Origin of the sequence: Mycoplasmopsis equigenitalium (assembly GCF_024498255.1) — a bacterium.
Taxonomy (GTDB): Bacteria; Bacillota_I; Bacilli_A; order Mycoplasmatales; family Metamycoplasmataceae; genus Mycoplasma_H; species Mycoplasma_H equigenitalium.
The window spans coordinates 744297-770305 of record NZ_CP101808.1 but is presented as its reverse complement, the minus strand read 5'-3'; the positions used below and the strand labels follow the sequence as shown (position 1 = coordinate 770305).

The 26009-nt window shown below is 31.2% G+C and carries 22 protein-coding genes; 13 read left to right on the top strand and 9 right to left on the bottom strand.

The features are described 5' to 3' along the window. Positions 1–38: 38 nt before the first annotated feature. From NPA09_RS03400 to NPA09_RS03380, 5 genes are all read right to left on the bottom strand, one after another. On the bottom strand, positions 39–1460 hold the full coding sequence (locus tag NPA09_RS03400; protein WP_129722807.1) for an alpha-amylase family glycosyl hydrolase: 1422 nt from the start codon (positions 1458–1460) through the stop codon (positions 39–41). Next, positions 1460–2416: a DNA polymerase III subunit delta gene (gene holA, locus NPA09_RS03395; protein WP_129722810.1), complete on the bottom strand. Its 957-nt coding sequence runs from the start codon at positions 2414–2416 to the stop codon at positions 1460–1462. The genes NPA09_RS03400 and holA overlap by 1 nt, the downstream gene beginning before the upstream one ends. 150 nt (positions 2417–2566) lie before the next feature. Beyond that, positions 2567–4366, bottom strand: coding sequence for a translation elongation factor 4 (gene lepA / locus NPA09_RS03390; RefSeq protein ID WP_129722813.1), 1800 nt, complete (start codon positions 4364–4366; stop codon positions 2567–2569). Positions 4367–4538: 172 nt separating this feature from the next. After that, on the bottom strand, positions 4539–5240 hold the full coding sequence (gene plsY, locus NPA09_RS03385) for a glycerol-3-phosphate 1-O-acyltransferase PlsY (protein WP_129722815.1): 702 nt from the start codon (positions 5238–5240) through the stop codon (positions 4539–4541). Continuing rightward, positions 5225–5986 (bottom strand): type I phosphomannose isomerase catalytic subunit, encoded by a 762-nt coding sequence (locus NPA09_RS03380; RefSeq protein WP_129722818.1) that lies wholly within the window; start codon positions 5984–5986, stop codon positions 5225–5227. The genes plsY and NPA09_RS03380 overlap by 16 nt, the downstream gene beginning before the upstream one ends. A 43-nt stretch (positions 5987–6029) precedes the next feature. Here NPA09_RS03380 and NPA09_RS03375 point away from each other — a divergent pair, with 43 nt between their 5' ends. Continuing rightward, the gene (locus NPA09_RS03375; RefSeq protein ID WP_129722821.1) at positions 6030–6869 is read left to right on the top strand and encodes a Cof-type HAD-IIB family hydrolase; all 840 of its coding nucleotides are present in this window, start codon (positions 6030–6032) and stop codon (positions 6867–6869) included. 14 nt (positions 6870–6883) lie between these two features. On the opposite strand, the gene NPA09_RS03370 is transcribed toward NPA09_RS03375, so the two are convergent. After that, positions 6884–7762: a DegV family protein gene (locus NPA09_RS03370; RefSeq protein ID WP_256541825.1), complete on the bottom strand. Its 879-nt coding sequence runs from the start codon at positions 7760–7762 to the stop codon at positions 6884–6886. Between the two features lie 27 nt (positions 7763–7789). Between NPA09_RS03370 and NPA09_RS03365 the strand changes: the two genes are divergently transcribed. The 3 genes from NPA09_RS03365 to NPA09_RS03355 are packed head-to-tail and all read left to right on the top strand — an operon-like array spanning position 7790 to position 11019. Further along, the gene (locus NPA09_RS03365; protein WP_129722827.1) at positions 7790–8353 is read left to right on the top strand and encodes a hypothetical protein; all 564 of its coding nucleotides are present in this window, start codon (positions 7790–7792) and stop codon (positions 8351–8353) included. Next, positions 8346–9842, top strand: coding sequence for a hypothetical protein (locus NPA09_RS03360; protein WP_129722830.1), 1497 nt, complete (start codon positions 8346–8348; stop codon positions 9840–9842). The genes NPA09_RS03365 and NPA09_RS03360 overlap by 8 nt, the downstream gene beginning before the upstream one ends. A gap of 19 nt (positions 9843–9861) precedes the next feature. Then, positions 9862–11019, top strand: a complete 1158-nt coding sequence (locus NPA09_RS03355; protein ID WP_129722833.1) for a CvpA family protein — start codon at positions 9862–9864, stop codon at positions 11017–11019. 27 nt (positions 11020–11046) lie between these two features. Here NPA09_RS03355 and gyrA read toward each other — a convergent pair whose 3' ends face one another. After that, the gene (gene gyrA / locus NPA09_RS03350; RefSeq protein ID WP_129722836.1) at positions 11047–13731 is read right to left on the bottom strand and encodes a DNA gyrase subunit A; all 2685 of its coding nucleotides are present in this window, start codon (positions 13729–13731) and stop codon (positions 11047–11049) included. Positions 13732–13824: 93 nt separating this feature from the next. Next, positions 13825–15321 (bottom strand): TrkH family potassium uptake protein, encoded by a 1497-nt coding sequence (locus NPA09_RS03345; RefSeq protein WP_129722840.1) that lies wholly within the window; start codon positions 15319–15321, stop codon positions 13825–13827. Positions 15322–15397: 76 nt separating this feature from the next. Between NPA09_RS03345 and NPA09_RS03340 the strand changes: the two genes are divergently transcribed. The 7 genes from NPA09_RS03340 (at position 15398) to NPA09_RS03310 (ending at position 23673) form a co-directional block, all read left to right on the top strand. Beyond that, complete coding sequence (locus tag NPA09_RS03340) at positions 15398–16084, top strand: potassium channel family protein (protein WP_256541824.1); 687 nt, start codon at positions 15398–15400, stop codon at positions 16082–16084. Next, positions 16084–17799 (top strand): aspartate--tRNA ligase, encoded by a 1716-nt coding sequence (gene aspS / locus NPA09_RS03335; protein WP_129722845.1) that lies wholly within the window; start codon positions 16084–16086, stop codon positions 17797–17799. The genes NPA09_RS03340 and aspS overlap by 1 nt, the downstream gene beginning before the upstream one ends. 1 nt (position 17800) lies before the next feature. Beyond that, positions 17801–18223, top strand: coding sequence for a large conductance mechanosensitive channel protein MscL (locus NPA09_RS03330; protein WP_129722848.1), 423 nt, complete (start codon positions 17801–17803; stop codon positions 18221–18223). A 223-nt stretch (positions 18224–18446) separates the two neighbouring features. Then, positions 18447–19736: a PhnD/SsuA/transferrin family substrate-binding protein gene (locus NPA09_RS03325; protein ID WP_129722850.1), complete on the top strand. Its 1290-nt coding sequence runs from the start codon at positions 18447–18449 to the stop codon at positions 19734–19736. Between the two features lie 23 nt (positions 19737–19759). Continuing rightward, a complete protein-coding gene (gene phnC, locus NPA09_RS03320; protein WP_129722853.1) occupies positions 19760–20647 on the top strand; it encodes a phosphonate ABC transporter ATP-binding protein in 888 nt (295 codons plus the stop codon). Then, complete coding sequence (locus NPA09_RS03315; protein ID WP_129722856.1) at positions 20634–22763, top strand: PhnE/PtxC family ABC transporter permease; 2130 nt, start codon at positions 20634–20636, stop codon at positions 22761–22763. Before phnC ends, NPA09_RS03315 begins: the two co-directional genes overlap by 14 nt. Further along, positions 22747–23673 (top strand): DHH family phosphoesterase, encoded by a 927-nt coding sequence (locus NPA09_RS03310; RefSeq protein WP_129722859.1) that lies wholly within the window; start codon positions 22747–22749, stop codon positions 23671–23673. Before NPA09_RS03315 ends, NPA09_RS03310 begins: the two co-directional genes overlap by 17 nt. 10 nt (positions 23674–23683) lie before the next feature. Here NPA09_RS03310 and NPA09_RS03305 read toward each other — a convergent pair whose 3' ends face one another. Beyond that, entirely contained in the window at positions 23684–24181 is a 498-nt protein-coding gene (locus NPA09_RS03305; protein ID WP_129722862.1) for a dUTP diphosphatase, read from the bottom strand. 45 nt (positions 24182–24226) lie between these two features. On the opposite strand from NPA09_RS03305, the gene gltX reads away from it, so the two are divergent. Together gltX and NPA09_RS03295 are read left to right on the top strand one after the other, a co-directional pair. Continuing rightward, positions 24227–25621, top strand: a complete 1395-nt coding sequence (gene gltX, locus NPA09_RS03300; RefSeq protein ID WP_129722865.1) for a glutamate--tRNA ligase — start codon at positions 24227–24229, stop codon at positions 25619–25621. After that, the gene (locus NPA09_RS03295) at positions 25612–25986 is read left to right on the top strand and encodes a YwiB family protein (RefSeq protein ID WP_129722868.1); all 375 of its coding nucleotides are present in this window, start codon (positions 25612–25614) and stop codon (positions 25984–25986) included. Before gltX ends, NPA09_RS03295 begins: the two co-directional genes overlap by 10 nt. Positions 25987–26009 lie beyond the last annotated feature (23 nt).

The window sequence follows — 26009 nt, the reverse complement described above, 5'->3', positions numbered from 1 at the left end:
AAAAAAATCAACAAAGAACATAGAGTTTTTGTTGATTTTTATCAAATTAGTTCATCTTTAAAATAGGGGTTATCGATATAAGCGACGATTTCGTAAGGATTGATAAAATTTTTGTTTTTAATAGTCTTAATATCAATATTGTAATTACTAAAAATCATATTTTGAGTGTCAAATTTTTTGACATATTTTTTTCTAATATCAAGATTAGCAAAAATTATAATTGAGTAATCAAGACCAATAATTTTTATCTTTAGTAAATTGAAGAAACCAGTTACCTTAATACGCGCATTCTTAAGTAGTTTTTGATATGTTTCGTTATTTGAAAAAGTTATTAGTTTTTTGTAAAAATGAAGAGTGGAATTAGGTTCATTTCTTTGAACTTTGTGGTTATTATTTTTATAGCTTTGATCGTAGATGCCGACGATATCTCTAGCATCGCTAAAACCAGAATTTTCATTGCTGTTTCAAGTAAATACTAGTTTCTGATTTTTTGGCTTAAAGAAATTCTTAAGGAACATATCTACGGAAAATTCTGGCTCCGCCTCGCTAAATAAATTAAGACCTATTTCATCACCGAAATAGATAAATTGTTTTTCTTTAATTAATAGCACTAATCCAAGTAATAATTTAGAAATCTCGGTATTTAAATAATAGTTACTAAAGAGTGTTCTAAGAACTCGGTTATGGTTAAGGTGGGTTAGGTTTATGATGCAATCAGCTTTAATAACTTTTTTGATTTTTCTAACAAAATTATGCTTTGTTAAGTTATTAATTTGAGTTATTAAAATATCATCAAAAATTGCTCCACGAAGATATTTTAGTTGTCTTAATTTATTTAATGGAACCTCAAAAATAATGCTTGTAAGCTCATTAAGGGTTTTTAAATCTCCGTACACTGATTTTAGAAATTCAATTCAATTATGGTTGTTATTAATTTTTTCCTCTGAAAAATCTTTAAATACAAATCCGTATACACCAAGATCTAGAAAGTAGTGTAGTATCTCTAAAAATTTTTGTCCTTGTTCGTTTACTTGTTTGGCGAAAGGTAAAACATAAGTATTTTCAGAAATATAGAAGCTTTCAGTTTTATCGATGTCGGCATATTCTTTAGCAACTACATCGTTTTTGTTAATTTGAAAGCGGTCTTGTAAATTGTTGTATCAAACAATAATTTCATTTATTTTTGATAAATCAATTTCAATCAAAGATTTTAATTTGTTTTTATTTAAATTCTCAATCAAGTTTTTAAAATCTTCAAATGTTCCATATTTGTTTTCGTTAGAGACGATCTCTTCAATGAAACTTGATTTGTAGATTGATAGTGGGTTTGGCAAAATTACGTAAGTTAAATCAAGCTTACTAATAACATTAATTTTTTGGATAACGCCATTGTAATCACCAAAACCGGAATTATTACTATCGAAAAATAAAGATGGTTGAATTTTATAATATCTTTTCATTATTTGCTAACTATATCAATAAGTTTTGTGATGAAATAGTCAAACCACCTTTCTCTGTTGATGCTTGTTGTTCTTGAATTTATTTCAATTTTACCAAGTTCGATAATAATGTTATTAATTCGGCTAATACCGTATGTACTAATGGTGCGTTTTGCAAAAGTAAGACGATGAGGGTTAATTTGTGTTATTTGTTGAATTGCCGCATCACTAAAACCTGCTTTTAAAAAACAATAATATTGGCTTGCTAAAGTAAAAAAGTTAGAGAACACTTTGATTAGTCGTGAGGTATCTCCATCAATTTCGAGATTTTTACGACATTCTTCTAAAAGTCCGGCAAGGTTTTTGCTTTGTAAGTGGTCTTGGATTGCAAACGGCTTGTTACTAATATAAACTGGGAAATCAAGCTCGGGGTTAATTTCTATTTTTGGATTACGACTAATAAGTTTATCTAATTCTTTTGAAATAACTAGTAGTTCGTGTGGCAAACATTCAATAATTGTGTCAATGTTTTTTTCGCTAATAGTTGCATTTTTTGATGTTACATATTTTTCAATTCAAAAACCCAACTGGCGTTCATTTAGTTTTTTGATTACTGTTACATTTGAGTTTTTTAATAAATATTGAATGATAGGATTTGTTTCATCAAGTTTATCAGTATTAAATTTGAAAATGAAATCCATATTTTTACGACGATTAAGCGCATCAATAATTTGTGTTGTTATATTTTTATTTTTAGAATTTTTAAGTAGAAATGCAAGGTTATCGCAAACAATAATACGTTGTGAAAAAATTAGTGAGTCGTTTTGAATTTCGAATAAAAAATCTTCTTCAGTAGTGTTTTCGCCAAGTTTTGAGATATCGATATCTAGTTCATCGAATTTCTTTAAATATTGGTTAATGATGTCCTGAATTTTTTGTTCTATAAGATATTTTTCTTCGCCATAAATTACATACATACTTAATTATTATATTTAACTATTTAAGTTTTTATTAAATAAAAAACCTAATTAAAACTCTAGAGTTATACTGAAAATAATCAATAATCTTGAAAGCGAAAATTTAAAAAAATCAACGAAAAACGTTGAGTTTTTGTTGATTTTGTTTTTTTATTTCTTTTTAACTACATTAGTTTTTAGTATTGTAATAAATGCTTCTTGAGGAACTTCTACACTTCCAAATTGCTTCATTCGTTTCTTTCCTGCTTTTTGTTTTTTTAGTAGTTTTTGACGTCTAGTAACATCGCCACCATACAACTTGGCAGTAACATCCTTACGGTATGCTTTAATTGTTTCGCGAGCAATAATTTTGCCACCAATTGCAGCCTGTACAGGAATTTCAAACGATTGACGCGGGATTACTTCTTTTAATTTTTCAACCAATTCTCTTGCTTGTGGATATGTATGATCTTTGTGACAAATTATAGAAAAGGCATCAATCTTGTCGCCATTTAGTAATATATCAACTTTTACTAAATCGCTAATTCTTTCTTCAATTAGTTCATATTCAAAACTTGCGTATCCTTTAGAAATAGATTTCATTTTGTCGAAAAAGTCAAAAATAATTTCTGCAAGCGGTAGTTCATAAATTAATTTACGGCGATCACCCTCTAAAAATTCGATGTCCACATAAATTCCCCGTTTTGTTTGACAAAGATCCATTATCGGACCAATGTATTTTTCTGGTAACAAAATACTTGCTCGAATATATGGTTCTGTAATTTCTTTAATTAATGTTTTATCTGGTAATAAGGCGGGATTGGAAATTTTTTGAATAGTTCCGTTATTCATATAAATTGTATATTCAACACTTGGTGCAGTAGCAATAACCCCAATGTTATATTCACGATCAAGACGTTCTTGTAAAATTTCCATGTGAAGCAACCCAAGGAAACCAACGCGGAAACCAAAACCTAGCGCTTTTGTCGATTCCTGTTCTCAGGTAAGCGAAGAGTCTGATAATGAAATTTTTTCAAGACTCTCTTTTAAATCGTCATAATCAAGGGTATCGATGGGATAGAAACCGCTATAGACAACAGGTTTCATTTTTTTATATCCTGGCAACGCAGTTGTTGTAGGGTTTTCGATGCTGGTAATTGTATCACCGACAGAAACTTCTTTCGCATCACGGATGTTTGCGGCAACTCAACCAACCTCGCCTGCTACTAACATATTTTTTTTAATTTCTGTTGGATTTTTAATCCCCAATTCTGAAACATAATATTCAGCATTGTTTGACATAAATTTAATTTTTTGATCTTGTTTTAGAACGCCATCAAAAATTCTAACAAGTAGAACCACACCACGATAAGGATCAAAGTAAGAATCGAAGATTAATGCTTTTAATGGTTTGGTATCATCAGCTTCTTTAGGAGAAGGAATATATTCTATAATTGCATCAAGCACCTTTTCGCAGTTGAGTCCGGTCTTGGCGGAAATTTCAACAGCGTTATCGGTTGGAATACCAATGATATCTTCTATTTCTTTTTTTACTCGTTCAGGGTCTGCGCTTGGTAAATCAATTTTGTTAATAATTGGAATAATTTCTAAATTGTTATCCATTGCTAAATAAACATTAGCAAGAGTTTGTGCTTCAATTCCTTGGGTAGCATCAACAATTAATAATGCCCCTTCGCTAGCGGCTAGCGAACGAGAAACTTCATAAGTAAAATCGACATGTCCTGGAGTGTCAATTAAATGAAAAACATAATCTTTATATTTGATTTGTGCTGCATTTAATTTAATAGTGATTCCACGTTCGCGTTCTAAATCCATTGTATCCATTGTTTGTTGTTTGATTTCGCGTTTAGTTAAGGTGTTGGTTAATTCTAAAATTCGGTCAGCCAAGGTTGACTTTCCGTGATCAATATGAGCAATAATTGAGAAATTTCTAATTTTAGATTTATTCATATACATAGTATTATAAACAAAGTTAGAATAAAGCAAGATTAAAAAATGTATTATATTTACATTAAAATTAATTTTTTTGTGTCTAAAAAACGAGTTTCAAAAATTTTTGATAATCAATAAAAATTCAGTATTTTTTACTGAAAATATAGAAAAAATGTAAAGAAAAACCCGATTAATTTTCGGGTTGTTTCTTTTTGAATGAATTCTCTTGTCCTTTAACCAAACGTATAATATTTTGTCGATGAGCAATCAAGACAAAAATATATGAAAGACAGGATACAATCCCAATTAATCAAAAGCATTCCTTAACGCTTTTATTTAATTCGGCAAGCGGTGAGCCAGTTGCTATTCAAGGGATAAAGGCAAGACCACTTAAAACAAGAGTAACACTTATAACTGATATTGAAACAATTTTTGTAATGTAGACCATTGCAATAAATAAGATTAATCCAATAATAAATAATGTGATGTTAATTGAGGTGATTAAGCCAGCAAAACAACTTGCACCTTTGCCACCGCGAAAATTGTGATATATAGGGAAGATGTGACCGATAACAACACCAAGACCGATACTTTGGGGAATGATGTAGTTGTTATAAAATCAGTTTTCGCCAACCGGTTCCAAAAATCTAGCTAATAATCCAATAATTAAAATTGGGATATAACTTTTAAAAAAGTCAAAAAGCAAGATCGTTAGGCCGATTTTTTTTCCATAAACACGAAGTCCGTTTGTAGCACCAGCGTTTCCTGAACCCTTGTCTCTGATATCTTCTTTTAGTTTTCGTTTTGAAATAAAAAGTGCAATATTAAATGAGCCAATTAAATACCCGATCACAAGCAAAACCAAGTTGTAAAGAATTACATAACCGTGCATGTTCGTACCTTTACTATCCAAACGTTTTTTAATTTAATTGGTTCTTCGGGTTCAAATAAAAATGTTTCATATGTGTCTTTTTTAATTACTCAAGAATAAGTATCCATTTTGACATCTTTTGCTTTTGTATCAATAATTGAATAATTTTGAAGTTTATAAACTTTTCAGTCACCCGTTTGTTTTTGAAAATCAACGCTTGTGTATTTTAAAGCGGCTAATGATTTTTCCAAATGAAGTTCGCGGTAGGTTCCGTCTTTTTGTTTGCGGTGGTAGTCATATAAACGATAGGTAACATCGCTAGGTTGCTGTACCTCTAGTACTTCAATAAAATCATCGTGATTGTAACCAATTCCATGAATTAAACCAGCGGGCACATTGTAAAAACCACCAATTTCAGGTTCGATAATATTAAGGTGTTCATCAAGCGTATTGTTCAAAACGGCCTCTTTAATTATGTTTTTATCAATGGTTTTTGAACCTCAAACAAGTTTTGCGGCTTTACTTTTTTTGAGTAAAAGTCAAGCCTCATTTTTGCCGTTTGGTTCGTTTTCTAGCTTTTTAGCAAGTTCATCATCGGGGTGAACTTGAATACTAAGTGGCTGATTTGCTGAAATTATTTTAATCAAAGGACCAAAAGTGTTTTTTGTATCATCTTCAAAAGTAGTTTCCATTCCTTTTAGGGGCGAGTGTAATCAAATTTCTTTACCCCACAATTTTTCGTGAACAACAGGTATTATTTTTTTCATAACTTATATTATATTTTAAAAATTTATAAATTATAATATAGACATGTCAGTAATTTTCGCAGATATCGATGGCACAATTTATGGCCACGGCGAATCAATTTCGCCCCAAACAAAAGAGAAAATTTTATCATTAAAAAATCTTAATGTTGATTTCGTCCTTAATACCGGTAATGCTAATTATCAAAAACACGTTAAGTTAGCAGAAGATTTAAATACTTCATACGCAATTTTTAGTTGCGGAGCAGGGATTTGAGATGTTAAAAATAAAAAATATCTTAAAACATTTCGAATGGATCCTAAAATTGGTCAACAAATAGTTGACATCGCAATTAAAAATAATTGCGGCCTTTATTATTTTGGCGAACACAAACAATACTTATTTAATACATCAGAAGTTTATGATGAATTTATTTTTAATCACACCGGAACAAAAAACTTTGAAAAAACAGGAACTGTTCCTGAAGATTTAATTAAAATTGAGATTTGTCACGATTCACTTTTTGAAATAAACTCATTAGGACAAGAAAATGCCAACATTAAAAAATGTTATGAGGCACTTGTAGCAGCAGGTTTGGATAAAAAAGTACATATTATGTATATGAATGGTACACATATGGAAATTGTTGCGAAAGGCATTTCAAAAGGTAGTGGAATTAAATGAATGTGCGAAAATGTTTATAACATTGATCCCGAACATGTTATGGCAATTGGCGATAGTCCAAATGATATTTCAATGTTTGAAAATGTTGGATATAGTTATGCAATGGACAACTCGCCTCGCAATGTTAAAAATGCTGTTAAGTATCATACTTGTGATGTTAGTCAAGAAGGCTTATATATGGCGATTATTGATTATCTTCATCGCCGAAAAATTGAAATTTAATATAAAAAATTGCCCTAAAGCGATTTTTTTCTTAAATTAGCTAGCAATTCAAGATGCTTATCTTGAGCGTTCATATTCATTATTGAAATTGATTCTGGGCCTGTGTGAATTGCCACAACGGGTGGAATATGATATAAATATTTTAGCTCGGCTTTTTCCGTTTTCAAAATATCTAAAAAGGCTTTTAAGTCAGAGCAGCGCGCTTCTAAAAATGCTAGTTTTAAATGTTGATTTTTGTTGGAACATTCAATTGCATCATTAATTAAATTTGAAACTGTTTTAACAAATTTATGACCTTTTCCGTATTTTAAAAGTTTACCGTCACGGAATTCGATAATCGGTACTATTCGAAAAATTTTTGCAAGCGTATTTGCAGCAGGCTTAAGGCGCCCGCCTTTAAGTAAAAAATCAGTAGTTTTAGGAATTAGTAATACAACTTGATCTTGTTTGAACTTTCCTAATTTACTAAATTCGTCTTCAAATTGTTCGTTGGTTGTAATTTTTTTGTCAAGAAATTCAAGAATATCGATTGTGATATATTCACAAATGTTTTCGCTAGGCACAACATAAACGTTATTAAAATCGTGTGATAAAACTTTTAAATTTGCATATTGCGAAGAAAGATGCATTGATATTGGATAAACCACAACTTTATCGAATTCGGCACTTAATTTTGTAAGTAATTTTGTTGCTTCGTTTAGGTTAGAAGCAGAGGTTTTAACAACAGATTCTTTGTTATAAATATCAAAAAAATCAAGAGCATTAAAATCCACGCCATCAGCGTAATCTTTGCCATCAATATTAATATATAGAGGGAGTAAATTTCATCCTAATTCTTCAGCTTCGCGTTTATTTAGATTTGCCGATGAATCAATAACTATTGCAATTTTCATAAACATATTTTACATTATAATTTATGTATGATAATAAAACTAAGTATTGATAATAATTTTAAAAACCACACTATTTATAAAATTAGTAATGTCAAAAATAAAGAAAATTTGCAAATTATTAAGGATAATAATTTCATCGGTTATGTCGAAGAAGGTAATTTAGTAACAGTTATTGATACAAACGACAGTGCTAATAAGGCTCGTTTTCAACTTATAAATGAACTGCCAAAAAGTATTAAAAATGCTTTTAATGAATTTTCTGTGAAAGAAAACGATTTTTATATCTACGCAAAAATTGCTAAAAAAGAGCAATTAAAAAATAGTAAGTTATATGGGCTTGAAGTTGAGTATAAAAATAATAAATATAGCATTTTAACAAACAGAGAAGATGTAATTGAAGGCAAAAAATATTGATTTGGTCTTGCTGGTGCTGTACTTTTTGATGGTAGCGTTTTGGAAAATACTAAAATTAATAATGTGCTTTCACAAGGAATGATTTTGGGTGAAAAATCAATTTATAATATAGATAGCAAAAGATTGTTGAGTGAGCGCAGCGATTTGGATAAATTGTCTAAAGGGATAAATGGATAACGAAGAATTATTACTTTCAAACTGAGAAAATTTTTGATTAAAACAAAAGAAAAACAAACTTGCAAATTTGGTTAGAAAAACAAACAATCAAGTTATGTTTTTAAGTGCACCACTTATTGATGAACGAGGCGCAATTGTTTGAAGTAATTTTGAAGGTTATAGTAAACTAAATTCGTTTACCTTATCTCAATTTATTCAAGAATTTAATGAAGAAATTGGACTTGAACGCAAAAAAGTTTTGGTGGTACAAAATCTTGACAAACCAAATATTATTTATGATGTTTTCAGCTCATATCTTGACGAATTTAATTCCACGATTTATGTTACAAAACGTAAACAAAGAACATGTGATGTTGTTGTTAAAGAAGTTATTAAACGTGTTAGTGTTGATTTAGCATTTTATTTTTACGAAGATAATACTGAAACATATTTACTAATTTACAATAATAAGGGCGAGTTATTAGATAAGGAAAAATTAACACAAATTATTGAAAAAGCAAGAATTCAAAATGTAGATTTACCAAACAAGAATTACAATAAAGCAATTAATATTGATCAGAATTTAGTGATTGAAGATTATGCAGAAAAACTAATTAAAGATTTCGCCGGTAGTTTTCTTTATGACGAACCATTAGTAAATGTTTTTGTTCATAACAACAAAACACAGTATGACACCATTTTTAAACTTTTTGCCCAAAAGATGAAGTGAAATATTAAGTTTTCTAAGTTGTCAAACCGAATTTTTTTCACTCGTTTCTTGAACTGAATTAGATTCAAACTTTTTCGTAACACTGACTTAATTTTAGATTTCAAAGCGGTTGGCGAATTGCCTGAGATTAAAATGTTTCACGATGCAAAATACAAAACAATTCAATCGAATAATTTGTGTGGTTCATTTTTAGACCATTATTTAGAAAGCGAAAAACGACTTGGTAATAGTGAAAATCTAAACATTATTCTTGATAATTATTCAAACAAATTTGTGGAAAAAATAATTAGTAAATACAATCAAAATAATCAACAAAATGAAGATGAATATTTCTTCAAAAAACAAGAACATAATATTTCGCTTTCGAGCAAATATCCTAACGATAATATTCCATTTTTATTTAAGTATATTCAATATGTTAATTACTTAAAAAATCAAAATATTAATTTCTTTTTAAAATGAAAGAGCCTATTTAAAATCTACGGCAACTATTTCGAAGCATTTCGCACATTTGATTTTGTAGATGTGGATTCTGATTCGTTTCGTCAGTCGCTAGAAAACAATCTTGATGCATCTCAATTTGAAGTTGAAGATATTACAAAAATAACTAATGGATTTAAAATCAAATTTGAGAACGATATGTTTGTTGTTGTTACTTTTGATGCTTTAAAAAAACATTACAAAATTTTCATAAATATCAACAAAAATCAACGAAAATTCAAGAAAATTACTAAAAAATTGTTTAACACAATTATTCGTTCAATTACGGAAACACAATAAAAAAGAAAGAGGGGCAAAAATGAACAAGGAACAAATTTCTCCAGTGCTTGATTCGTATATTAAATTTACTGAGAATAACGCGCTATTATATATTCCTTTATGTGTATTTATTGGTGTTCTTTTGATTGGTTTACTTTTAGGTGTTTGAAAAGGAATTTGATATTCTTTATATTTTCTTGGTATTGGTGTGCTATCGTTATTGCTATCAATCGCGATAGCGCCGCCAATAGCAAACGCATTAAAAGACAAGTTTGTAAGCGATCCTAATTATCAACAGATAGTCGATAATCATACGTCAATGTTTGCTGGAATTGTTGCGCTTGTAATTTGGTTTATTATATTTACTATTGCTGGAATCGTTTTTATTTTTATCAGGTTATTTTTCAAGAAAAAAGACAAAAGTCTTGGATACACTTTATTTTTTAGAATAGGTGGTGCAGTCGCAGGTGTTGCGGGCGCTTCGATTCCGGCAGTTCTTATTGCAAATACTGCCTCATTAATTAATTCGGGACAAAGCAAAAAGTTTGACGATTTTCTTGACAAAGTTCTTAATATATATTCATTTAATACGGGCAAAATGGGAAGCGCAGGAAAAGGTGTGCGTTCGCTTCCAACGCTGGCTAAAATCGGTAAAAACTTACTTGAAATAGAATCGATGGATTGATTTTATGATGCGATATTTAATGGTAAGCCAGGTGATTTAGAGGGTCAAAAACTTCAAGAACAACAAGTACTTGCCTACAAACCAAAACTCAACAATATTATTGAATTATCGCATGACTTAGTGCATGATGATAATAATCGTTATAACGTTATTGATGACTTTATTCGTATAATTGAAATTAAATTTAATGAGATGTTAGATGCCAGTGGCGGTTCAATGAATTTGGATAGTGCGCTTTATAAAAAGCTTTCTCTCGCCAATGCCTTAAAGCCAGGATATATTGACAATACAATTAAGAAAAATATTGATGAAAACAATATTAAAATGATGGCCTTGCCTGATAAGATCACTAAGCTCTTTGTTAATATTTTTATGGCTAGAATCACAGTTAATAAAGATCCAATTGAAGATAGATGACAACCAGAATTAAGTGACGAACAAAGACAAAAACTTGCTGAAGATATTTTAAAAAAACACTTAGATATTGTCTTACCATATCTTTTTAGCGAATAAAAAAAGAAGCGACTTGCTTCTTTTTCATTACTCATCATCGTTGTCTTCGCTACGTTGACTGAGTAATACTTCCTGAGTTCTTTGGTATTCTGCTTCCGCTTCTTCCTCAATACCTTTGCTATCAACAATTTCAAAGGCCTTTAAGGTTTCGTTACGTTTGAGACTAATAACTTTTACACCTTTAGCAAAACGACCAATTACTGGAATTTCATCACCACTGATTCGAATTGTCATTCCTTTATTGTTAAGCAGAATAATGTCTTCATCACCTTTGATGTAACGACAACCAATTAAATCACCGGCTTTGTCAGTGTTAAGGGTGTGTACCCCACGTGCACCACGTTTGGTTTTTCTATATTCGTCTGCAATAGTTTTTTTACCAAATCCTTTATCACCAAGTGAAAGAATAAAGTCACCTTCACCACTATGGCTAGCAGAAACAACATAAGCATCCTCTCTAAGACGCATACCAATAACACCAATTGCGGTTCTTCCGCTTTGACGAATGTCACCACAAGCAAAACGTGCTAGGCTACCATCGTTTGATGCGATTACAATATCTTTGTTTTCATCAACGATCATTGCCCGAATTACTTCATCTTCTTCTTTAAGACCTAAAGCAATTTTTCCGTTAGCATTAATTCTTCTATATTCAGAAATTGGTGTCTTTTTAATCATTCCTTGTTTTGTAACAGTTACAAGATAATTGTGATCATCATAGTCATTATTAGCGATAATTGAGATTACTCGTTCTTCAGCCATTAAATCAATAATGTTAACAAATGGTAGACCTTTTGAATTTTTACCTTGTTCCGGAATTTGAAGAGCACGAATCCGATAAATTCGACCAAGCGAAGTGAAAATTAATAAGTCGATGTGCGTTGTAGTAATAATTAATTGTTCAACATCATCATCTTGATAAGTTTGCATTCCTTTAGCACCAACACCACCACGTCTTTGTGCGCGGTATTGCATTAAATCTGTTCTTTTTACATAACCTTTTGAGCTAAGTGAAATAACAATTTCGCGTTCAGGAATTAAATCTTCATCTGAGATTTGAACTGATGCCGATTCGTTGACAATGGTACGACGTTTATCAGCGTATTTTTCTTTAATTGCTGCTAATTCATCAACAATTAAATCGGTAAGTAATTCGCGACTTGCAAGAATTGCTTTGATCTTACTAATTTCAGCTTCAAGCATTGCAATTTCTTCATTCATACGGTCGATTGCAAGTCCAGTCAAACGACCTAGACGCATATCAACAATTGATTTGGCTTGAATTTCAACAAGTTCAAAGCGTTTCATTAAACGCTCAATTGCGTCTTGGTCGTTAGCCGATCTTTTAATAATTTGAACAACTTCGTCAATGTTATCAACGGCAATTTTTAAACCTTCTAAGATTAATAATCTTGCTTCATTTTTTTCAAGGTCAAATTTTAAACGTCTTGTTACAACATCGTATTGGTGTTCAAGATAATACTCAAGTGTTTCTTTTAGATTAAGTAATTTAGGCTCACCTTTAACTAGCGCAACAATGTTTGCGTTGTAATTAGTTTGAAGCGGAGTTTGACGATAAAGTTGGTTAAGCACAATGTTAGGTTCGGTGTTTTTCTTAATTAAAATTACGATTCGAATTCCGTCTTTATTTGATTCATCACGAAGATCGGTAATACCTTCGATTGCTTTATTTTTAACTAATTCAGCAATCTTTTCAATGATTGTTGTTTTCTTAATTTCGTAAGGAATTTCGGTAATAATAATTTTTGACTTACCACTTGCTAGTGTTTCAATTTTAGCTTTGCTACGCACCGGAATTGTGCCACGACCAGTCATATAGGTCTCAAAAATACCACGTTTACCAAGAATTTCTGCTCCGGTTGGGAAGTCGGGTCCTTTAACAAATTGCATTAATTCTTCAATGGTAATTTCTGGATTTCTGGCAAGCGCAATTGTGGCATCAATTGTTTCGCCAAGGTTGTGAGGAGGAATTGAGGTTGCCATCCCAACCGCAATTCCGGTTGCGCCAGAAACTAAAATATTTGGGAAACGCGAAGGTAGAACAACAGGTTCTAATTCGCTGGCATCATAGTTATCAACAAAATCAACTGTATTTTTCTTGATTCCATCAAGCATTTCAGCAGCAATTTTTGACATTCTTGCTTCAGTATAACGCATCGCAGCAGCGGGGTCGCCATCAATGCTACCAAAGTTTCCGTGACCATCAATTAATGGATAACGAAGAGAAAAATCCTGAGCCAAACGCACCATTGCTTCATACACAGAGCTATCACCGTGTGGGTGGTATTTCCCTAAAACATCACCAACAATTCTCGCTGATTTTTTGTGCGCACTTGAGTAAGTAATTCCCAGTTCATTCATCCCGTGTAAAATTCTTCGGTGAACAGGTTTTAAACCATCGCGAACATCAGGTAGTGCCCGTGAAACAATAACGCTCATTGCATAATCAAGGAACGAATTTTTCATTTCTTCACGAATTTCGCGAGGGTAAAGACCTTGGGTAGGTTCTTCAATAATTGCTGATTCTACCTGATATCCCGCAGCATTTTGGGGAAGATTTTCTTCCTCTTCATCTTCTAATTCTTCTTTTGGTTTATCATCACTAAAGACTGTTTTGATTTCCTCATCATCATATTCTTCAGTTTCGTTATCATTTACTTTTTTTTCTTCTTCATCATCTAAAAATAACATATTAACTCCTATTTAACTGATAACTTTCTTTTATATAAATAATTAATAATAAATTATTACTATATATTATATATATTTATATAAAAAATATTGCTATCCAAGCGCAATATTTTCTTCAATATATTCGTAATAGTTTTCTTTTGAACTTCGATCTTTTCAAACAAGGATTGTACTTGAAATTCCGAACTGACCAATAAACATAATTAAGATTAACATTAATTTCGAAGGCAGATTAAGCATTGCGGTGATTCCGGTACTTAAACCTGTTGTTCCAAAGGCGGAAGCTGTTTCAAATAAAAGGTGTGCCGAACTATATGTATCAGGTAATTTGCCATTGTAAATATCAAGCGACGAATGAAGAACAAGTGTGCCAATAATAATTAAAAATAAACTAATCATAAAAATGTTTGAAGCCATTTGAACCCGGTCATTAACAATTTTCCGTTTGAACATTCTGGTTGATTTGTAACCAAGCATTTTTGAAAATAATGAGATAAAAACTACAGCAAAGGTAGTAGTTCTAATTCCACCACCCGTCGAAGCGGGAGCAGCTCCGATAAACATTAAGATACTAAAAATAATTAGTGTAGCAGGCGAAAAGTTATTCATATCTGTAACCGCAAAACCGGCACTTCTTGTAGAAAATGTTGAGAAAAACATCACCCAAGTTTTACTTCATTTATCACCCAAAGCTTCATCTTTTCAATATTTAGTGTTACCACCCATTTCGATAGTAATCACAATTAAAAAACCAATTAATGAAACAATAAAGTAGGTGGTAACACTAACTTTTGAAATTAGCGATCATTTGTAATGTACTCCTTTATTTTTTTTGTTAAAACGGAATTTAACAAACATAATAAAATCGTAGATTACAGGGTAACCTATGCCACCAATTAAAAAAAGAACTAGAAAGATAACATGAAGCCCAAAGTTGTAGTAATAAGGTGCTATCGAGTGTTTACCCATAATATCAAAACCAGCATTATTAAGGGCACTAATGGCGTGAAAAAAACCAAAACGACAGGCGAGCGAAGCATTATGGTAGGGGCTTTCTGGTAAAGCGCTAGTATCCAGGCTTGCAAGCGGTTTGTTTGGCACAAAGTAAAAATATAAAGTTAAAGAAATTCCGCCAATAATTAATGTTCCAATAATAAAGTTAATACTACTAATAACCAAATCACTAGTTTGACGAGTAGTGTCGCCCCGTTCAGCGTTTAATAATTCACGTTGTGAAAAATCATATGTTTTGATTTTGAAAAGATAATTAATAATAAAGATTTTTAAAGCAAAGAATCCAATTCCACCAATAAAGATTAAAGTTGCGATAATTGCTTGACCAAACATATTTCAAGCATTTCGTGTTGTGACCGTAATTAATCCGGTATCACTAAAAGCACTAGCACTTGTAAATAGCGCATCGCCATAGTTTATTGTTTCGTTCCCACTGTGTGCCCAAGGAAAAAATAGAATTAACGATGCAATCAAGACAATTAAAAAATACACAAAGAAAATGTATTTAATCTTTTTTTTGTTTGAACGCTTGTTTTGAAAACGTGATGATAATAATTGGAATTTATTATTTTTCATAATTCTATATTTTATACTATTATTAGTATATATCTTATTTTATGCCCAGGGCATGCAAAGGAGATAAAAGATAAATATGAAGATGAAAAGAGATATTTGTGTCATAGGCGCGGGTCGTTATGGACAAGCTATTATAGAACAATTAAACAAGTTAAATCACTCAGTTTTTGTACTTGATAAAGACGAAAAAGCATTACAGGCTGTTAGTGATTTATCAAGCAATGTTTATATTGTTGACGCTGCTGATATGAAGGCTCTAAATGCGATTGATATTAAAGAAGTATCAACCGTTATTGTTGCTTCGCCTGATAACATTGAGATTGTAGCGGCACTATTAGAATTAAAAGTTAAAAACATTATAGTACGTGCCACTTCAAGAAGACATGCTCGTGTTCTTAAACAAATTGGTGTACATATGATTGTGCATCCAGAATATGAAGCCGGAGTTCGTACCGCATTAATTGCCACCAACCCTAACTTTATTCACTATTCAAAAAATTTAAACGAAGTTGGGAACAACTTTGTGATGGGAACAACATACGTTTATAACAAAGACTTTGAAAATAAAGAATTGAAAGATTTAAATTTATACCAACAAGGAATTAATGTTGTGCTTGTTTCACGTGATGGGAAAAGTATTTTACCAATTGGTACAACCAAACTTTTAAGAAACGATAGTATTACATTTGTTGGTTCAATTGCCGATGCCACAAAATTTATGGCTGTAATTAATTTAGAAAACGAAAAGAAATTGGAAGATTAATGAAAACAATTAATAATAATGATATTACATCGAAGTTAGTTAATAAAACTGTTACGGTGTTTGGATGGGTACAAAATAAACGTCGTTTTGGTAAAAAAACTTTTATTGATTTGCGCGATCGAAGTGGAATCGTGCAAATTGTTTTTGATAATTTAGATTTACACATTAGCAAAGAATCAGTGTTAAAAGCAGCAGGTAAAGTTGTCAAAAGACTAGAACCTAATAAAGAAATTAATTCGGGTGAGATCGAGATTTTAGTTAGTGATTACGAGATTATGTCTACATCGAACGAATTGCCTTTTACAATTCGTGACGATAATAATGTTAATGAAGATTTGCGGATTAAATATCGTTATCTTGACTTACGTCGTAACGTAATGCAAAAGAACATTATTTTAAGATCGAAAGTAATTTCAGCTATGAGAAATTATTTGGATGCTCAAGATTTCTTAGAAATAGAAACGCCAATTTTAGGAAAATCAACACCCGAAGGAGCGCGCGATTATCTTGTGGCTACAAGACACGCAGGCAAGTTTTTTGCCTTGCCTCAATCACCACAACTTTTTAAACAATTGTTAATGGCTTCAGGTTTTGAAAGATATTACCAAGTTGCAAAAGTATTTCGTGACGAAGATTCACGAAAAGATCGTCAACCAGAATTTACTCAGTTTGATATTGAAGTTTCATTTATGACTAAAGCACATTTTCAAGAACACATTGAAAAAATGATGCAGAAAGCATTTGCTGTTATTGGACAAAAGATTAAAATTCCGTTCGCTAGAATGAGCTTTGATACAGCGATTGATTTATATGGTTGTGATAAACCTGATGTTCGCTATGATTGTAAAATTTCAACTATTAATGAATGAGATCGCAACTCAAATTTCGAAATTATTTCGAAACAAGAATCGATTAGAATGATTCACATCCCTGATGTAATTTCAAATAATGATTTTAAAATTTTAGAGGAAATTGCTAAGAAAAATGGCGCTAATATTCTTTGATATATTACCCACGAAAATAACAAAATTTTAAAAAGCAATTTTGCAGCAAAAGACCAACAAAACTCAACAAAAATCGTTGAAAAATCGAAGAAAATGTTTGGCAAAAAAGGAACGATTTTCATTGTAGCTAATACCTATAATATCGCTTCAAATTCATTGGGCGCAGTACGGGTAAAAGCAAACGAATTATTTAATTATGCTAAAGATGCTTACGAGTTTCTTTGAATTGAAGATTGACCTATGTTCGAGTATGATGAAGAATCAAAACGCTATGTTGCAATGCATCATCCATTTACTAATTTTGAAGGCGATATTGATAATGTTGATATTACAAAAATGAAATCACAAGCATATGATTTAGTTCTTAATGGATATGAAATTGCGGGAGGTAGTGTAAGAATTCATAAAAAAGAGATTCAGCAAAAAATGTTCGATTTAATTAAATTATCAAAAGAAGAAATAAAAAATAAATTTGGATTTTTTATTGAGGCATTTAATTATGGATTACCACCACATTTAGGAATGGCGTTTGGGGTCGATCGTTTAATTATGATTATGACAAACTCGAATTCAATTCGCGATGTTATCGCTTTCCCTAAAAATGCTAACGGTTTTGATTTACTTACAGAGTCGCCTTCTAATGTTTTATCAACGCAATTAGACGAAGTTCATTTACAATTAAAAGAGGAAAAAAAGAAAAAGGAGAATTAAGATGGAAAAGAAAAAACCAGGTGTTGTTAGAAAATCATTTTCTGACGCAAGAAAGGCCTTAAGTAAAGGTAATATGATCATGTTGGCTATTGGTTTAATTATTGGTGCCGCATTTGGTGCAGTAGTTAAATCATTAGCAGATGACGTGATTATGGCAGCAATCGTTAAATTTGTTGGAGTTAACGAAAAACTTGCAGAATGACAAGTTAATGGAATTTACGTTGGCAAATTTTTAGCAGCATTACTTTACTTTGTGATTGTATTTGTGTTCTTATTTATTTTCTTAGGCTCATACTTCTTAATCAGAAACTTGGTTATTGCAGCAAGAGAAAAAAGAAAACCAAAAGAAGAACCAGCAGCGCCAGCACCAACAACAGAAGAACTTATTCTTGAAGAACTTAAAAAATTGAATAGTAAAAAATAAGTTTTTTAGACAACGCTTTGGCGTTGTTTTTTATTCAAAATAAATAAAACAAATATGTTTAATTTATTAATTTCTATATATCTTGACAAACTAAAAAAATAATTGTTTTCACCACCTTTTATTGTCTTTTTTAATATAAATTTTTGATTTTATTATAATGTGGGTGTATTTATTTGTCAAAGGTAAATGCGTTATATATGAAAAAGAAAAAAAGGAAATTAAAATGAACAAAAAACTTATTTTAACAGGGGCAGCCCTTGTTTCTTCAGCGGCGTTACCAGTAGCCGCTATTTCTTGTGGAACACAAGATAGTAGTGATGCAGTAGCACTTAAAATGAATGGTTATTCAGACGCAATGAACAAAGTAGCCGCAGGCGATATCACCTTAGCCGGTGTTTGGGGCGATGCTAGATATATGGCGGGTGAAAATGCCAAAGATTTAATTGCAATTGGTGCCACCAGAACCATTGCTAACGATGGTGTGCAAGCACGTAGTAATCTCAAAAAAGGTGATTTGGAAGCAATTCAAGAAATTTTAATTGAAGCAATTAAAAATTCTAAGGAAAAAGATGCTAATGGAGCATACAAATATCCAGACCTAACTTATACGGATAAAGATGGCAAAGCGCAACCTATTTTTAAAATTTATTCACACGATGCATATTCAAAAGTAGGGGAAAATTCAAAAATTTTCTATTCTTCAAAAGGCGAAAACAAACCAGCTTTTAGTGTTAAACCTGAAGAAGGCAATGAATATTTTGAAAAAGCGGGAACAAAATATCAAATGAAAGCAGGGGCAGCAGAATTTAAAATTCAATTTATTCCTTCGAATGATCCTGCTTTAGTGCAACAAGCAACCGCTAATTTACAAAAATATTTAAATGGTATTGGTTTTACAAATATTAAAGTAACTGTTTCTGCCGATTACAATGCAGCGGCAAACGCTTTAAAAAATAAATCAATTGATGTTGCTTTCTTACCAGTTAATGCATGAGCAAAGGAAGCGGGAGATGCATCATTTATTCTTGTAGCGGGTCGAGGTGTTCAAATTATTGATCCATATAAGGCGGTTGATAATACTGCCGAAGCACAATTCGAAGATGAGCAAATTTTAATTGATGCGCACAACAACTATTTAGAGTTTAACAAAGCAGCAGGTAAAGGTGCGTTGTATATTAACGACGATCCAAGTAAAAACCCAGCAGCAGTTGCAACTGGTTACCCAGAAGATCTTAAAAAACATGTTGATAAATTAGCGAACGAAGCAAGTATGCCAACTACAGGATTTTACCGCTCATATATTATTGCTCGTAAAGATTCTGAAATCGCTAAACTTGTTTTAAAAGCATTGAAAGAACAAGGTACAAACTGAAAATTACCATGAGCAGATGTAAAACATTTGGTTAAATATGGATATACATCAACTACATCATCAGCATCATATAACTATGTTGAAGAATGAATGCAAAGACACTTCGAAGGGTTTGCAAATTTAGCTTCATTAATCAAATAGCGAAAAATAAGTTAAAGGTTTTTATGGAACAAAAAAATATAAAAACCGAAACTAAGCAAGATTGACAGATAGATTGACAAAATATTAGCAAAACTTATCCTAATGGAAAGAAAGCGCTGGTGAATGTCAATCTTTCTATTAAACAAGGAGAATTTGTCGCAATTATCGGTTTAAGTGGAGCAGGTAAAACCACGCTTATTAAAACCGTTAATAAGATTAACGACATAACGGAAGGAAAACTATTTGTTGGACCTTATGATGTTAATTCTCTGAAAGGAAAATTTTTGCGTAAGTTTCGGAGTAAGGTTGGGATTGTTTTTCAACGTTATAACTTGATTGAAAACATTTCGGTTTTACAAAATGTTTTAACCGCAAGGCTACCGCAGATGAATAAATTTAGAGCCTTTTTTGGTTTGTATTCAAAAGAAGATACTGATTTTGCTTATCAATGTTTAGCCCGAGTTAATATCTTAGAAAATGCATATGATTTAGCTCGCGATTTAAGCGGGGGACAAATGCAGCGCGTAGCGCTAGCTAGAACCCTAGCACAAAGACCAAATATTATTTTAGCTGACGAGCCCGTAGGGGCGCTCGATCCAATTATGGCTAAAAGTGTGATGGATGGTTTTTTACTAGTTAATAAATTAGATAAAATCACTGTTTTAGCTAATTTGCACCATGTCGATTTAGCATTACAATATGCAGACCGAATTATTGGCGTTCGCGAAGGTCGTATTGTTTTTGATGGCTCTAGTCAAGAAGTTAATTATGATGTTTTAAAAACGATATATGGTGATGAATTACAAGAATTTGACAAAGAACAATTTACAGAAACTTTTAGAAAAAGACATTTAGTACAAACAGAAGTTTTGGAAAAAATCGAAAGATTTAAAGAAAATGAAAAATCATAAAAATCAACAAAAAATCAACAAATTTAAAGAATTTTCTAAAAATTTTGTAAATCATTTTCGTGTTAAATTTACTGATATTGATGGTCAGAAAGTTGTCAAAAAATTTCCTTGATGAACACTTGTTGGATGGATTGTTGGAATTATCATTTTTACAGTTATGATGTATGAGGTCAGACCTGATTTTGGTAACTTTAAAATTTTCTGAGAATACATTGGCAAGTTTTTTGAGACTAATAAAGATGCAAACATTGCTTCTGCAAAAATTACACCAAACGAAACATTTATTAAGTCTTTGAGTTTACTTTGAAAGACTGTTACTTATTCAATTTTAGGAACTATTTTTGGCATTATAGCCTCAATTCCGATCGCATTACTTAGTTCAAAAAATTTTATTCGTAGTCCGTGAATTTATACACCTATGCGAATGATTATGTCGGTCATAAGAACGGTACCACCTCTTGTTTATGCTTTTATCTTTTTCTTTGTTTTTAGCAGTGATTTAGCAGCAACCATCTCCGTAGCCTTCTTTGTTGCTTCACTAATGGCAAAATGGTTATACGAAGATATGGACACGTATGATATGAACGCATATTACGGAATGCTTGCAATTGGTAATACAAAATTCAATGCTTTTAAAAAATCAATTTTACCTTACCTTTCAAAGCGAATTAGTTCATACGGGTTTTACTCATTTGAAATGGTTGTTCGTTTTGCTGCAATCCTTAGTGCTGTAGGAATTACCACAATCGGACAATTATTGAGTGATAATTATGCGACTCCTGACAATTATTCGCATCTTTCGATTGTGCTTTGAGTATTAATTACATTTATGATTGTTATCGAGTTTTTGAACTACCTTCTTAAAAAATATGTTTTAGAACCAAAACCAAAAAGTTCGCAAATCGATAAGTCAAAAACATATAATGAACAGCTCAAACAACTTAAGAAACAAAAACCAAAAAGAATTTATTTAATTATTACTGTTTGGGTATGCGTCGCTATTTTGATAATTGTTTCATTGTTTCAAATTGATTATTCAATAGCTAATCCAATTAAATTAAAAATGTTTAAAAAAGGTTTACAACGTTTATTTCAACCTGATTGATCTTTGTATGCGGAGTGAGATAATGGTGTAAATCCAATTAATTTAGGTCTAACGGCACTTTCAATTTCGGTGTTATCAGCTTTTCTTGGAACAATCATTGCTGTTATTTTTGGAATTTTAGCATCTAAAAAAATTACCGGGTTCTTTATTTCTAAAGTTTTCAAATTAATTATTATTGTTTTAAGAGCAATCCCTCCATTTACCTTTGCACTTTTATTCTTAAATATTCAGTTGAATTCAATCGAGTGAGCCGGAATGTTGGCTCTCGTGTTCCACTCGGTGGGTATGCTTGGCAAGCTCGTTAACGAATCAGTTGACAAAATAGATGATAAAGTTTTTGAATCGCTTGATGCTGTAGGCTGCAATTGATATGACAAAATTCGCTATGGTGTTATCAAGCAAATTATGCCGCAGACATTATCAAATTTCTTGTACAGGATAGAAATCAACTTTAAAACAACTGTAGCAATAGGTGTGGTAGGAGCTTCGGCATTTGGTTTTCAGGTTGTAACATATTCAAGTGACATTAATTATTGAGAACAGTTGTCTTCATATTTATTCTTTACAATGATTTTACTTTTAGTTCTTGAACAGATATCAAACATTTTACGTAAAAAAATAATGACCGGATATTTCTTGAAACAAGACGCGTTTGCTAAACAGATTACTAATATGCGTAAAAAATCGCGCGCATTAGCAATTGCAATTACGAATAAAGCTAGATATAAAACCGGTTACAAAAACGTTGAATATGCAATTGCCAAATGAAATGAAATTGATATTAAATTTGCAAATAAAGAAATTTATAAAAACTCACTTAATTCAATTAATAAAAAACTTACATCATTATTCTGAGGTGCCTTTAAAGATAGTCTAAGATATACAAGTAAAAAGCAATGTTGAAGACTTTTCACAAGATTAAAAAATGCATTAAAAGTTTCATTTAATAAGGTCGATGAATATTTTGATAGTTATAATAACAAGGTATTAAATTATGAAACAACAATTTAAAAAATTTTGAAGTTATATTTTAAAAAACGAATATATTACGCTTTGTACTCATATCGAACCTGATGGAGATACACTAGGCTCGGCAGTAGCTCTAGCGGAAGTTATTAAGTTAAATGCGAAGAATGTTAAGCAAGTTAAGATTTCAGGAGGTGTTTTTCCTAGAAACCTTAACTTTCTGATAAATCAACAAATTTCAACAGTTTCTACTGATTTTTTCGAAAAATCGTTAAAAATTGTTATTGATACTTCAACTGTTTCAAGAATATATGATGACCGTGTTGTGCCGGAACAATCACTGAAAATAGATCATCATCCCCTCGAGAATAATTGATTATTTGAAATTGGTGGAGACAAATGGCCGGCGACTGGACAGTTGCTTACTCAGGTGATAAAAGAATTAAAATTAAAAGTTAATTACTTAGCTCTTGAAGGACTTGCGGTTGCAATTATTACTGATACCGAAAATTTTAAAGAGCGCAATATTACTAGTGAAACATTTGAAGCAATGGCGTTTTTATTAGAAAACGGACTTGACTATTTAAATTTGGTTAAGAAAATGAGCCTACTACCAAATGAGAATAAGCAAATATTTAAATATTTAAAAGATGTAAAAAGAGAACAAAATATTACTTATGTGGTGGCGGACGAGCCAGTACACAATGACATTGTTCGTCCATTAGTTGCTAAACTTGCCGAGCTATCTGATACTGAGGTGTGTGTCGCTTTTTTAAAAAAAGACGACGGAAATTATCGAGCAGAAATTAGATCAAAAACAAATTTTGATGTCTCTAAAATAGCAACACATTTTGGCGGCGGGGGTCATCTTAATTCGTCAGGTTTTATTGTTAAAAACCGAAGCGATATAAAGCAAGTTTTAGATTATATTAAAGAAAAAAACAGCCAACTGTAAGGGCTGTTTTTTAATAGTTATTATTAATTCGATCTCAATTAATTTTATTTTTAGCAAGATATGATTGTTCAATATCGCTTTGGCTTAGACCAATAATTTGTGCCAGACCAATAATTAATTCTAAAGCATAGGTAACGTTTCGGGTGCTATCATCATCAAACAATTTATTAACTGCTTTTACAATTTCGATAAATTGATCGTTAGGATCGCCGTTAATAATTTGTGGCTCGATTGTAGGATTTACATTTTTTAATACAGCTCAGCTAATAATAAAATGTAAAACATCCGCTAATTCTTCTTTGATTTTATTGATATTGTTTTTTCTATGTTGCTTTCAGTATTTGAAAGTTTCAAGTTCGTTCATAAATTCACAAATTTCTATGAGTAGTGAAATTTTACTTAATTTATGTCTTTGTTCTGTGGTCAGCGAGGCGTACACAGCTTTTGATTTTTGAATGATCGAGTTATCAAGCTCACGTTGTTTGATAAATATTTTTTCTAAGTTCATGTGTTTATTATAAACTCTTTTATAGTGAAGTGTTAAAATAAGGATATGAAAAAAATTAGAACAAGATACGCACCTAGTCCAACTGGTTATTTACACATTGGAGGAGCTCGAACAGCCCTTTTTTCTTACCTTTTTGCTAAACATTTTAAAGGCACATTTGTTATTAGAACCGAAGATACAGATCAAAAACGTGATGTTAAAGACGGAGAAAAGTCACAACTAGAAAATCTTGCTTGACTTGGTATTATAGCTGATGAAGATCCGCTTCACCCAAATCCAAAATATGGTAAATATCGTCAATCAGAAAAACTTGATCGTTATAACGAAGTAATAGACGAAATGTTGAAAAAGGATTTGGTTTACAAGGCTTATGATAATTCTGAAGAACTAGAAGCGCAAAAGCAAGAACAGCTCGCTCAAGGGATTACATCATTTCGCTATGACTCGAAATGATTAAAAATTTCAGATGCCGAAAAAGCAAAGCGTGAAAAAGCGGGTGATTACTCAATAAGATTTCGCGTTCCACAACATAAAATTTACAAATGAAATGATTTAGTACGTGGTGAAATTGAATTTAATTCTGATGAGATTAGTGATTTTGTAATTAAAAAAAGCGACGGGTTTCCAACCTATAATTTCGCTGTTGTTGTCGATGATCATGATATGCAAATTACTCATATTTTAAGAGGTGAAGAGCATATCGCTAACACGCCAAAACAACTTGCAATTTATGATGTATTAAAATGAGATGTTCCTGAGTTTGGACATTTAACTATTATTACTAATATGGAAGGTAAAAAACTTTCGAAGCGTGACTTAAGTCTTAAACAATTTATTGAAGACTACAAAAATGAAGGTTATGTTCCTGAGGCTGTATTTAATTTTCTTGCATTATTAGGTTGGACTGATGCTGAATCAAAGGAAATTATGTCACATAAAGAATTGATTGAACGCTTCGATTATAAACGTTTATCAAAAAGTCCAAGTAAGTTTGACATTACAAAAATGCAATGATTTTCTAAACAATATTTAAAACAAATTGATGATCAGATTTTAGCAAAATCACTTGTTTCAAAACAAAATAAAGAATGAAAATTATTATTTATAGAAACATATAAAGATAGTGTATTTTCCGTAAAAGAATTACAAGAAAAACTAAGCATTTATGACGACCATAAAATAGCCAAATTTGACATCGAAAATTTTGATGATTTAGTAATCAAAGAATTCAAAAAATCAATAGAAAATCAACATTTTACTGTTGAAAACATAAAAAAAGCGATTTCAGATACACAGGCTAAAACCGGAATTAAAGGCAAGAATTTATTTATGCCAATTCGTTTAGCAACAACTAACCAACAACACGGTCCAGAACTAGCAAAAGCAATCTATTTATTTGGAGAAAAAACGATTAAAGAAAGACTAAAACTATGAAAATAAATTTTAATAGTGTTAGTGAGATTAACGGTGAAAAAAACGTAATTGATTTTACTTCATTTGTTGAAATTGATAAACATGAGGATTTTGATGTTTTTGAATTCCTAGAACCAAGTAATAAAGTTATGAATCGTATTGAAGTTAAAGATGATGCTGTTAACATTATTGCGGGTACAAGTTTTCTTGAACTTGAATTGGGAAAGAAAATAGAAAACACATATCAAACAGAACACGGTGCGATCGATTTAATTATTCATGCAACCAAAATAAAAAATAATAAAAATGACATTTCTTTTGAATACGAAATGCTCGATCATAATGAAAATAAAGTAGCAAATTTTGTTATTACGCTTAAAATATTTGAATAAAAAACCACATCATTTTGGTGTGG